The sequence below is a fragment of the Candidatus Rokuibacteriota bacterium genome, assembly GCA_016209385.1.
Lineage (GTDB): Bacteria > Methylomirabilota > Methylomirabilia > Rokubacteriales > CSP1-6 > JACQWB01.
The window spans coordinates 1-11,096 of record JACQWB010000285.1 but is presented as its reverse complement, the minus strand read 5'-3'; the positions used below and the strand labels follow the sequence as shown (position 1 = coordinate 11,096).

General features: G+C 67.9%; 11 protein-coding genes. All 11 read right to left on the bottom strand.

Annotated features, from left to right (window positions below):
* Positions 1–41 precede the first annotated feature (41 nt).
* On the bottom strand, positions 42–320 hold the full coding sequence (locus HY726_21640) for a type II toxin-antitoxin system RelE/ParE family toxin (GenBank protein ID MBI4611601.1): 279 nt from the start codon (positions 318–320) through the stop codon (positions 42–44).
* A gap of 141 nt (positions 321–461) precedes the next feature.
* The gene (locus tag HY726_21635; protein MBI4611600.1) at positions 462–1,529 is read right to left on the bottom strand and encodes a toll/interleukin-1 receptor domain-containing protein; all 1,068 of its coding nucleotides are present in this window, start codon (positions 1,527–1,529) and stop codon (positions 462–464) included.
* Positions 1,526–2,062 (bottom strand): hypothetical protein, encoded by a 537-nt coding sequence (locus HY726_21630; GenBank protein MBI4611599.1) that lies wholly within the window; start codon positions 2,060–2,062, stop codon positions 1,526–1,528. The genes HY726_21635 and HY726_21630 overlap by 4 nt, the downstream gene beginning before the upstream one ends.
* Before the next feature lie 299 nt (positions 2,063–2,361).
* A complete protein-coding gene (locus HY726_21625) occupies positions 2,362–2,793 on the bottom strand; it encodes a hypothetical protein (GenBank protein ID MBI4611598.1) in 432 nt (143 codons plus the stop codon).
* A 164-nt stretch (positions 2,794–2,957) separates the two neighbouring features.
* On the bottom strand, positions 2,958–3,626 hold the full coding sequence (locus HY726_21620) for a phosphoribosylglycinamide formyltransferase (GenBank protein MBI4611597.1): 669 nt from the start codon (positions 3,624–3,626) through the stop codon (positions 2,958–2,960).
* A gap of 91 nt (positions 3,627–3,717) precedes the next feature.
* Positions 3,718–4,746 carry a phosphoribosylformylglycinamidine cyclo-ligase gene (locus HY726_21615; protein MBI4611596.1) on the bottom strand — a complete coding sequence of 343 codons (1,029 nt, stop codon included), beginning with the start codon at positions 4,744–4,746 and terminating at the stop codon, positions 3,718–3,720.
* A gap of 56 nt (positions 4,747–4,802) precedes the next feature.
* Positions 4,803–6,206: an amidophosphoribosyltransferase gene (locus HY726_21610; GenBank protein ID MBI4611595.1), complete on the bottom strand. Its 1,404-nt coding sequence runs from the start codon at positions 6,204–6,206 to the stop codon at positions 4,803–4,805.
* Positions 6,196–8,421, bottom strand: a complete 2,226-nt coding sequence (gene purL, locus HY726_21605) for a phosphoribosylformylglycinamidine synthase subunit PurL (GenBank protein MBI4611594.1) — start codon at positions 8,419–8,421, stop codon at positions 6,196–6,198. The genes HY726_21610 and purL overlap by 11 nt, the downstream gene beginning before the upstream one ends.
* A 33-nt stretch (positions 8,422–8,454) precedes the next feature.
* Positions 8,455–9,168, bottom strand: coding sequence for a phosphoribosylformylglycinamidine synthase subunit PurQ (gene purQ / locus HY726_21600; protein ID MBI4611593.1), 714 nt, complete (start codon positions 9,166–9,168; stop codon positions 8,455–8,457).
* 46 nt (positions 9,169–9,214) lie between these two features.
* On the bottom strand, positions 9,215–9,478 hold the full coding sequence (gene purS, locus HY726_21595; GenBank protein ID MBI4611592.1) for a phosphoribosylformylglycinamidine synthase subunit PurS: 264 nt from the start codon (positions 9,476–9,478) through the stop codon (positions 9,215–9,217).
* 143 nt (positions 9,479–9,621) lie between these two features.
* Positions 9,622–10,917: an adenylosuccinate lyase gene (locus HY726_21590; protein MBI4611591.1), complete on the bottom strand. Its 1,296-nt coding sequence runs from the start codon at positions 10,915–10,917 to the stop codon at positions 9,622–9,624.
* Positions 10,918–11,096: the final 179 nt, after the last annotated feature.

The following is an 11,096-nucleotide window of genomic DNA, read 5'->3' as shown; positions in this document are numbered from 1 at the left end:
CTCCCGGATGGGGTGGATTGTGCATACGCATCGCGACTCCCTCAGTGATAGTCCCCGTAATCGACAGCATCAGCATCCTTGCCAACGAACTTGAACGTCACCCGCCAGGTGCCGCTCACCGACACCGCCCACGTGCCCTTGCGGTCACCCTTGAGCGGATGAAGGTCCAGTCCTGGAAGTGCCATATCTCGTGGGGCAGTCGCAGCGCTCAAGCGGCCCAGGATCAGGCGCAGCCGTTCGGCGTGTTTGGCCTGGACACCGGCCTTTGAGCCGGTCTCGAAAAACTTGGCCAACCCCTTGTGCTTGAACCCGCGGATCACCCTGATCAGTGTAACCCAGAACGTTACAGATCACAAGACACCCAACGCCCAGATTAGCGCCGGCGCCCCGTCGCTTGGGGCTGGTGCCGTCCGCTGCATCTGGTGTTATGCGGCTCCTCGGTCCTCCAGAAGGACAAGCGCCTACTTCCCAAACACACGCAAGATCTTCTCCACCAGAGCTGAAACTCCCTCTTCTGAACGACCGGCGAGCCGGTCGGCCAAGGGAGGCGAGTAACGCAACAAGGTGTCACGATCCAGCTCGTGCCAGATCGGCAGGATCGCCTTTTCCCCCGAGGCCGTTTCCCTCGCCACCAATCCGTCAAGCTCGCGCTGCGGCCACTGCTTGGCGAGGAATCTCGGACTCAGGATGACGACGCCGTATCGACACCGCGCAAGCCCTTCATCGATCTTCCGCCGCAGGCTGTCGCCCAGCTCCAAGACCGCCTCATCAAACCACACAGACACGCCTGCGGCCACGAGGGCGGTGTACAAGGGTCGAGCGATGGCCTCCTTATCCTCGGAAGCGTGAGACAGAAACAGGTCGTACTGTTGTACCCTTTGCTTGATAGCCCTCTCCGCGGGAGCGGCCGCAGCCTTCGCCGGTGCGGGCGGATACCCCAAGGCAAGACCCTGATCCCGCTCGAGCTTGGCACGGCGCTGCTGCAAGCGACCGTGGACCATGTCCGGCAACTTCCTGTTCCACTCATCCGCCGGGCCCCGCACCATCTGGAGCATGCTTTCAATTCGTCCGATTCGATTCTCAAAGTCGGCTCGGGCTGCAGCCGCGTCCGGACGTTCGGCAGCGTACGTCAAGACGACCGTCTCGTCTCTGACCTCCCCTGGAATCGGGTTATTGAAGGGGGAGCTGCCATATCTGAAGAGTCCCGCCTCTCCTTTGAAGGGGACTGCAATGCGAAGTGCGGTGCCTTTGACGTAGTGTGGTCCGGGGGTGTGGAACGCGCGTGCCCAATCGTGAGAGACGTCGATGTCAACTTCTTCATTCGGCAGCTGCACTATAGCGGCACGATCAAGGACGGGAACATCTAGGCGGAATCGCTCGACGATCTCGGCCGTTACGGCCTCAGGCGGGTTGGCCAGGACTCTCTGGGCAGGAAGGTCCTCCAGAGCCTGGTGCACCTGCTTCCTCTGATGCTCCACCACATCATGGATCGTGGCCTGTTCAGCGAACAGGTAATCCCCTCGCATCATTCTCCCCTACGGCTTCTCCCCGTCGCAGTGACCGCATAACGCGTATTTATGCGCTTCATAGGAGATGCGAGCAGATAGCCTTCGACACCTCCCAGAACATCCTTGCATCCACGACAGTCAACAAAACATTGGGAGAGGAACGTCTCCTCACCCCTGTGGCCACCGCCAGGCCGATCGACAACAACGACACCATCCTCTTGCGCCAACGCCCATGTCGCACGTTCGAGAAACATCTGGGTGACATCAAACTCAGGCGTCGGCGCGCCGGTCGCTCGACCACAGCTGGTGTCCTCGACCACGACGGCTGAGGTGCAGCCGGAATCTCGGGCCAAGGACAGGACCTGCGTAAAGAAGTCTCGGCGACTGTCGGCGACCAAGTCTTGGTGCATCCACGATCCGCGGGGCGGAGACCATTTGAACTCCTCGTCGCGGGGAAAGCCCGCTTCAACGCACACGGCCTGAATCGCCGCCTCAAGCTCCCGCAAGTTTTCACCCGGCACGAACAGCCCCCCGATCGCGACCAGCGGGCCCATGCCGCGACGGGTCGGCGCTGGCTGGCGCGAATCATCGGCGAACACCGAACTTCATGTGCGCACCGGATCTCCCACCTCACTTCGTTTGTTTGCCCAACTATTGAGTCTCTTGCACGCTATGCCTGAAGCCTATCTCGGCACGCTGTCCGAGTCCGGCGACAAAATCAGGCGCAATGTTCATCACTTGCACGACGTTGTCAAGCCTCGGCTCTCCGGCAAACACTGCGAATCTGGCGGTCCATCCGGATATCGGCCCGCAGCATATTGAGGCGAACAAACCCGGGTCACAGGCGTCAGCCTCACGATTCCGGCGCTTCCGCCTCCAGCCGGGTGACGTCGGCGAGATCCTGAGGCCGGCCCACGGCTTTCTTGTTCACGATCAGGTGCCGCCGCCCGATGACCGGCACCCGGAGCCCTTCGATCTCGACCTCGATTCGGTGTGCCCAGGCGTCTTCGAACTCGACACCATCGATGGACGTTAACAGGTCGATCCGGCGCGGCGCGACGCCGACCTGGACGACGACTTCGGGCGCGTGAAGATCTTCCTGACGGACGGCGGACATCGGAGCGCCGAAGCGCGCCAGCGCCCGCCACACGCGCACCGCGTTCTCCTCGGATCGTCGGACCCAGATATCGAGATCGGCCGTGGCGCGCGGGACTCCGTGAACCGCGACCGCGTACGCTCCGACGACGAGGAACTCAGCCTGCTCGTCGGACAACGCGGACAACATGTCGCGGAAGTCCGGGTTCAGCAAGGCGTTCTCCCTTGAAGGCCCACGCGTCGAGGGTCAGCACCCACACCAGCGCTAGCCGTTCGGCGGCCGTGCGAGGGAAGGCCTCCCCTCGCTCGGCGTCGCGAAGGCCCCGCACTCGGATCGTGGGTCGCCTCACGCCTCTAAGAATCGGGGCGGATCACCACGCGGCGGCCCCTGACCTCCAGCCGGCCTTCGGCGAAGAGCTGGATCGCTCGCGGGTAGATCCGGTGCTCCTGCTCGAGGATCCGGGCGGACAGCGTCTCGACCGTGTCGTCCTCCTCGACCGGCACCGCAGCCTGAAGGATGATCGGGCCCGTGTCCACGCCCTCGTCCACGAAGTGCACCGTGGCTCCTGCCACCTTCACCCCGTGCTCCAGGGCCTGTCGCTGGGCGTGAAGCCCCGGAAAGGCAGGTAGTAGCGCCGGGTGGATGTTCATGATCCGGTGGCGGTAGGCTGTCACGAAGGTCGGGGTCAGAACCCGCATGAAGCCCGCGAGACAGACCAGCTCGACCTGGTGCTCGTCGAGCATGGCGATCAGGGCCCGCTCGAAGGCCTGCCGGTCGGGGTAGCCCTTCGGGTCCACGAACACCGCCTTGACGCCGTGCCGCCGCGCCCGCTCCAGGGCCTGGGCGTCAGGCCGGTCCGAGATTACGACGGCCAAGGACGCTTCGAGGCGCCGGGCTTCGATGGCGTCGATGATGGCCTGCAGGTTGCTCCCGCGCCCCGAGGCGAGGACCGCGATCCTGAGCGGCTCGCTCCGCTTCGACCAGGCCTGGGCGCCGTCGCTCACGGGGCTACCCTCGCTCATGATTCAGCACCATCCCTTCGAGCGCCGGGTGGGCCGGCGCAATCCCGGGGGGAGGCATCGGAAGGGGGGCGGAGCCCCCCTCCGAGGAAGCTCACGCGTACTCCACGCCCCGGGGGCCGGCGCGGACCTCCCCGACTTCGAAGACCCGTTCACCGCCGCGCTCGAGCCGTTGCTTCGCCGCGGCGACGTGCTCGGGCGCCACGACGACGAGGTAGCCGATCCCCATGTTGAAGGTCCGGTACATCTCAGCCGCCGCCACGCCGCCGCCGGTCTGAATGAGCTGGAAGATCCCCGGCACCGGCCAGGCGCCACGCTCGATCACAGCGCGGCAGCCCTCCGGAAGGACCCGCGGCAGGTTCCCGGTGATCCCGCCCCCCGTGACATGCGCCATCGCGCTGACCGGAAGCGCAGCGAGGAGGTCGAGGATCGGCTTGACGTAGATCCGCGTGGGAACCAGGAGCTCGTCCCCGACGCTCCGCTCCCCGCCGGGGAGGGGAGCGCCGACGCCGAGCCCGAGACGCTCGAAGATGACCTTCCGGGCGAGCGAGTAGCCGTTCGAGTGGAGGCCCGAGGAGGCGAGGCCCAGAATCCGGTGACCGGGCTTGACCGCCGACCCGTCCACGATCCGGTCACGCTCGACGACACCGACGGCGAAGCCCGCCAGATCATACTCGCCCTCGGCGTACACGCCCGGCAGCTCGGCGGTTTCGCCGCCGATCAAGGACGCCCCGGCCTGCCTGCACCCCTCGGCGATCCCGCGCACGATGGCTTCCACCTGGGCCGGCACGACGCGGGGCACGGCGAGGTAGTCGAGGAAGAAGAGCGGGGCGGCGCCGTGGACGAGGACATCGTTGACGCCCATCGCGACCAGATCGATCCCGATGGTGTCGTGACGGTCGAGCATGACGGCGATCTTGAGCTTCGTGCCGACCCCATCGGTCGAGGCGACAAGGACCGGCTCGCGGTAGCCCGCCGGGACCCGAAAGAAGCCCGCGAAGGCGCCGATCCCGCCGAGGACTTCGGGCCGAAAGGTCGTCCGGGCAAGTGGAACGATCCGGCGGACCGCCTCCTCGGCGGCCTCGATGTCAACCCCAGACTGCTTGTATGTCAGCGGGTCCATCGAGCTCACGGGGTCAAGGGAAAAGCGCAGGCAGCGGACGCCCGCCCGCGCGGCGACTACACGTCGAAGAGGCGGAGCTGCGGCGTCTCCTCGGCTTCGAAGCCCACGCGATAGCCGCCGGTGAAGCAGGCATGGCAGAAGTGGCCCGGGTCGTTCCCGGTGGCCTTCAGCATCCCGTCCAGGGAGAGATAGCCGAGGCTGTCGGCGCCCAGATGGCGGCGGATCTCCTCCACGTGATGGCTCGAGGCGATCAGCTCCTTCCGGGTCGGCGTGTCGATCCCGTAGTAGCACGGCCACTGGATCGGCGGCGAGGAGATCCGCATGTGGACCTCGCGGGCGCCGGCGCCGCGGACCATCTTGACGATCTTCTGGCTGGTGGTGCCGCGCACGATGGAGTCGTCCACCACCACCACCCGGCGGCCCCCCAGCGTCTCGCGCATCGGGTTCAGCTTCACCTTGACCCCGAAGTGGCGGATGCCGCGCGTGGGCTCGATGAACGTGCGCCCCTCGTAGTGGTTCCGGATCAGGCCCATCTCGAACGGGATCCCTGACTCCTCCGCGAAGCCGAGGGCGGCGCCGGCTCCCGAGTCCGGCACCGGGATCACGATGTCGGCCTCGACCGGGTGCTCGCGGGCGAGCTGGCGTCCCATGGCCTTGCGCACCGCGTGGACGTTGCGCCCCCAGAGATACGAGTCCGGCCGCGCGAAGTAGACGTACTCGAACACGCACTGGAGGCGCTCCCTCGGCGGGAACGGCTTGAGCGAGCGCAGGCCCTCGCGGGTGATGAGCAGGATCTCCCCCGGCTCCACGTCGCGCACGAACTCGGCCTCGAGCAGGTCGAAGGCGCAGGTTTCGGAGGCGACGATCCAGGTCTCGCCGAGCCTCCCCAGCGAGAGCGGCCGGAAGCCGTACGGGTCCCTGACCGCGATGACCGAATCGGGGGTCAACAGCAGGAACGAGTACGCGCCGGACACGCGGCCGAGCGCCTTCGGGAGCTGCTCCTCCAGGGTGGCCCCCTCGGAGCGGGCGAGCAGGTGGAGGATCACCTCGGTGTCCGAGTTGGACTGGAACACCGAGCCGTCTTTCTCCAGCTCGGCCTTGAGCGCCTCGGCGTTGACGAGGTTCCCGTTGTGGGCGATCGCGATGGGTCCGCGCGCAGTATTCGCCATGATCGGCTGGGCGTTCTTGAGCGTCGAGGTCCCCGCGGTAGAGTAGCGGACATGGCCGATGGCGATCGAGCCCGGCAGGCGCCGGAGCCGATCGCGCGAGAACACGTCGGCGACCCACCCCATGGCGCGCTCGACGTGCAGGGATTGGCCGTCGGTGGCCGCGATCCCCGCCGATTCCTGGCCCCGGTGCTGAAGCGCGTAGAGGCCGAGGTACGCGAGGTTCGCGGCCTCGGGGTGATTCCAGGCGGCGAAGATTCCGCACTCGTCCCGGAACTTATCTTCAGGCGATATGCCGGGCAAAGCCGTTCCTCCAGGTGTGGCTCAGCTCCTCGACGGGAACGTCCACGACGAGCTGCCCCCCGATGCGGATGGCGAGGCGATCGGCGCCGACCGTCCCGAGCCAGGTCCACGGCACCTGGCACTCGCGCATGAGCCCCTCGAAGTGACGCTGGGCCTGTCGGGGGACCGAGACCACGATCCGCGACGGGCCCTCGCCGAACAGGATCAGGTCGGTCCGGCCGCCCGCCGGAAGGGCGATCTCGGCACCGAAGAGCCCCGGCCCGGCGATGCACGCTTCGGCGACGGCGACCGCCAGGCCCCCCTCGGCGCAATCGTGGGCCGAGGCGCAGAGACCCGCCTCGATCGCGGTCCGGCAGGCCGACTGTACGTCGCGCTCGAGCTTGAGGTCGAGGGGCGCGAGCGGCCCCCCTAGCCGGCCGTGAACCGCCCAGAGAAACTCGCTTCCCCCGAGGCTCACCGCGTCAGGCCCGAGGAGGGCAATCCGGTTCCCCTCCTTCTTGAACCACTGGGTCGTGCTCCGCTCGGCGTCCTCCAGGAGCCCCGCCATCCCGATGATCGGCGTGGGGAGGATCGCCCGCCCTTCGGTCTCATTGTAGAAGGAGACGTTGCCGCTCACCACCGGGATTTCGAGGGCCCGGCACGCTTCGGCGATGCCCTCGACCGCCCGGGAGAACTGCCAGAGGATGTCCGGCCGCTCCGGCGAGCCGAAGTTCAGGCAGTCGGTCGCCGCGAGGGGGCGGGCTCCGGCGCAGGTCAGGTTCCGGGCCGCCTCCGCCACCGCCATGGCAGCGCCGACGTAGGGGTCGAGCGTCACGTAGCGGCTGCTGCCGTCCGTCGTCACCGCGATGGCCTTCCGCGTCCCCTTGATCCGGAGCACCGCGGCGTCGGAGCCCGGGAGCACCAGGGTGTTGATCCCGACCTGGTGATCGTACTGGCGCCAGACCCATTCCTTGGAGGCGAGCGTGGGCGCCGCCAGAAGCGTACGGAGCGCCTGCGCGTAGCTGGCGGGCTCGGCGAGGCTCAGGGGATCGAGGGCGCGGAGGCGATCGAGCCAGGCGGGCCGCTCGGTGGGCTTTTCGTACACGGGCGCCTCGTCGGTCAGCGCCCGGACGGGCAGTTCGGCCACCAGCTGCCCGTCCATGTGGACACGCAGCATCCCGTCACCGGTGACGCGGCCGATCTCGACCGCGTCCAGCTCCCACTTGGCGAAGATCTCCCGCACTTCGGCCGCGCGGCCCCGGGCCACGACGAGGAGCATCCGCTCCTGCGACTCGGAGAGCATGATCTCGTACGGCGTCATCCCGCTCTCGCGCTGGGGCACCCGCGAGAGCTCGATCTCCATCCCCGTGCCGGCCCGCGCGGGCATCTCGGACGTCGCGCAGGCGAGGCCGGCGGCGCCCATGTCCTGGATCCCGACAACGGCGCCGCTCGCCATGGCCTCCAGGCAGGCTTCGAGGAGCAGCTTTTCGGTGAACGGGTCGCCCACCTGGACCGTCGGCCGCTGCTCCTCGGCGCCCTCCCCGAAGGTCGCGGAGGCCATGATCGCGCCGTGGATCCCGTCGCGCCCGGTCTTGGCCCCCACGTAGACGACCGGGTTGCCGGGCCCCTCGGCGCGCGCTCGGAAGATCCGGTCCTGCCGGACGAGCCCGACGCACATGACGTTGACGAGGGGGTTGCCGTTGTACTCGGGGGCGAACGCCACCTCCCCGCCGACGGTCGGGACGCCGACGCAGTTCCCGTACCAGGAGATCCCCGAGATGACCCCGCTGGCGAGGTAGCGGGTCTTTTCCTTGTCCGGATCGCCGAACCGGAGGGAGTCGAGCAGCGCGATGGGACGCGCCCCCATCGTGAAGATGTCGCGCAGGATCCCGCCGACACCGGTGGCGGCGCCCTGGAACGGCTCGATGAAGGACGGATGGTTGTGGCTTTCAATCTTGAGGACCAGCGCCAGGCCATCCCCCAGGTCCACGATCCCGGCGTTCTCGCCGGGCCCCTGGAGGACATGCGCACCGTGCGTGGGGAGCCGGCGGAGAAAGACGCGGGAGTGCTTGTAGGCGCAGTGCTCGGACCAGAGCGCGGAGAAGAGGCCGAGCTCGGTGAAGGTGGGTTCCCGCCCGAGAAGGCGGATGATCCGATCGTACTCCTCAGCCGTCAGGCCGTGAGCTTGGGCCAGCTCGAGCGTGACCTTAGGCTCGGCCCACGTCAACCCGGTCGCACTCCATGGAGCGCGCGCCCTCCGCTATTGCTTGACGAAGCTGTCGGCCTCGACGAGGGTACCGAGGAGGGAGTGGAAGATGGGGAGCCCGTCGGTGACACCCATGGCCTTCTCCGCGGCACGCTCCGGATGCGGCATGAGACCCAGGACGGTTCCCTCTTCGTTGACGATCCCCGCGATGTTCTCGAGCGAGCCGTTGGGGTTGGCCTCGCGGGTCACCTCCCCGGACTCGGTGCAGTATCGGAAGACGATCTGGTTCCGCTCCTTGAGCAGCTGGAGGGTCTGCCGGTCGCAGTAGTACTTCCCTTCCCCGTGCGAGATCGGCATCTTGAGCACCTGGCCGGGACGCGTCGCCCGGGTGAAGGGGGTCTCGGCGTTCTCCACGAGGAGGTGCGTCGCCTGGCACCGGTACTGGAGGCACTCGTTCTTCATCAGGGCGCCGGGGAGGATCCCGGCCTCGCAGAGAATCTGAAAGCCGTTGCATGAGCCCAGGGCCAGGCCACCACTGGCCACGAACTCGGGAAGCGCTTCGACCACGGGGGAGCGGCCGCCGATCGCGCCGGCGCGGAGGTAGTCCCCGTAGGAGAAGCCTCCCGGGAGGATCACGCAGTCGAACTCGGCGAGGTTCGTCTCCCGGTGCCAGACGTATTGGGCGGGCTGGTGCAGGACCTCGGTGATGACGTAGTGAAAGTCGCAGTCGCTCCACGTGCCCGGGAACACCACCACGCCGAATTTCATGCGCGGACCCCCTCCTCTACACCTTCATGCTAATCCGTGAGCCGCCCTATGGCAAGCCGGATGTCCGGCTGTCGACGACCTCCACCGTGAAGTCCTCCATCACCGGGTTGGCCAGGAGCTTCCGGCACATCTCCTCCATCCGGGCCCGCGCCTGGGCCGGATCCCGGGCGTCCAGCTCCAGCTCCAGGATCTTGCCCATCCGCAGCTCCCTGACCTCGGCGAAGCCCAGCCCTTCCAGGGCCCGCTTGACCGCGGTTCCCTGGACGTCCAGGATGCCCTTCTTCAGCCTGACGAACACCCTGCCGCGCATCAACTCTCGGAAGGGGCCTCGACGGCCCCCTCCGTAGCCTCCCCCAGTTGTTCGAGCGCGGCGGGGTCGGCCATGCCGTGAGGCAGGCCCCCCGCCGCGCGAGGCCCGAATTAATCTGCGCGGGCGTAGCCCGCGCTCGAACTCTACGACAGGCCGACGCGCCGGTAGATCGCGTCGACGTTCCTGAGATACCACGCGGGGTCGAAGCAGGCCTTGAGCTCCTCCGGCGAGAGGCGGCCCGTCACCTCAGGGTCCGCGGCCAGCAGGTCGTGGAACGGGCGCTGCTCGTCCCAGGCCCTCATGGCGTTCCGCTGGACGATCTCGTAGGCCTGCTGCCGGGGCAGTCCCTTGTCGGTGAGCTTCAGGAGGACCCGTTGAGAGTAGATGAGCCCCTGGCTGCGCTCGAGGTTGTCCCGCATGCGCTGCGGGTAGACCCTCAAGCCCTCGAGGATCCGGGCCATCTGGACCAGCAGGTAGTCCAGCAGGATCGTGGAGTCCGGAAGGATGACGCGCTCCACCGAGGAGTGGCTGATGTCGCGCTCGTGCCAGAGGGCCACGTCCTCGAGGGCGGCGAGGGCGTGGCTCCTCACCACTCGCGCCAGCCCGCACACCTGCTCGCAGGACCCGGGGTTGCGCTTGTGCGGCATCGAGGACGAGCCCTTCTGCCCCTCGGCAAAGGGCTCCTCCACCTCCAGGATCTCCGTGCGCTGGAGCCCGCGGATCTCGAGCGCGATCTTCTCGAGGGAGGCGGCCAGGACCGCGAGGGTCGTCACGAACTCGGCGTGCCGGTCCCGCTGGATGACCTGAGTGGAGACCAGCGCCGGCTCCAGCCCCAAGCTCCGGCAGACCTCTTCCTCGACCGCCGGGTCCACGTGGGCGAAGGTTCCCACGGCTCCAGAGACCTTCCCCACGCGAACCACCTCCGCCGCGCGGCGAAGGCGCTCCAGGTTCCGGCCGGCCTCCGAATACCAGAGCAGGCACTTGAGCCCGAAGGTCATCGGCTCGGCGTGGACCCCGTGGGTGCGGCCCACGCAGAGCGTGTCCTTGTGCTCGCGGGCCAGCCGGCGCAGGACCTCCCTGAGCCGTTCGAGATCGGCGATCAGGAGCGCGGAGGCGTCCCCGAGCTGGAGGGCGAGCCCGGTGTCGACCACGTCGGCCGAGGTCAACCCGACGTGGACGTAGCGGGAGTCGGCGCCGATCGCCTCTTCCAGGGCGCTGAGGAAGGCGATGACGTCGTGCCGGACCCGCGCCTCGATCTCGCTCACCCGGGCGGCCTCGACGCGCGCCCTGGCCTTGATCCGGACCACCGCCTCCGCGGGGATCGCGCCGTGGCGCGCGTAGGCCTCGCACACGGCGAGCTCGACCCGGAGCCACGCCGCGTACCTGGCCTCCTGACTCCAGATCCGCCCCATCTCCGGGCGCGTGTAGCGATCGATCACGGTGCGCCTCCCCGCCCTAATCAGTCTCGGAGGGGGGCCACCCACGCCGACCCCCCGCGCTGGCGCACGGGTGTGGCGCGGGTACCCGCCCCTTCCGAACCTTATACTATCTCGGACCCGGGAATGACATGACTACTATCCCCAACCCTGTGACGTGGGAGTTCACGGAGCTCGCTGGG

Bases quoted from the DNA above. Each gene is read 5' to 3' on its own strand.
- HY726_21635 (MBI4611600.1), bottom strand. From the start codon at position 1,529: ATGATGCGAGGGGATTACCTGTTCGCTGAACAGGCCACGATCCATGAT.
- HY726_21630 (MBI4611599.1), bottom strand. From the start codon at position 2,062: ATGGGCCCGCTGGTCGCGATCGGGGGGCTGTTCGTGCCGGGTGAAAAC.
- HY726_21625 (MBI4611598.1), bottom strand. From the start codon at position 2,793: ATGTTGTCCGCGTTGTCCGACGAGCAGGCTGAGTTCCTCGTCGTCGGA.
- HY726_21620 (MBI4611597.1), bottom strand. From the start codon at position 3,626: ATGAGCGAGGGTAGCCCCGTGAGCGACGGCGCCCAGGCCTGGTCGAAG.
- HY726_21615 (MBI4611596.1), bottom strand. From the start codon at position 4,746: ATGGACCCGCTGACATACAAGCAGTCTGGGGTTGACATCGAGGCCGCC.
- purQ (MBI4611593.1), bottom strand. From the start codon at position 9,168: ATGAAATTCGGCGTGGTGGTGTTCCCGGGCACGTGGAGCGACTGCGAC.
- purS (MBI4611592.1), bottom strand. From the start codon at position 9,478: ATGCGCGGCAGGGTGTTCGTCAGGCTGAAGAAGGGCATCCTGGACGTC.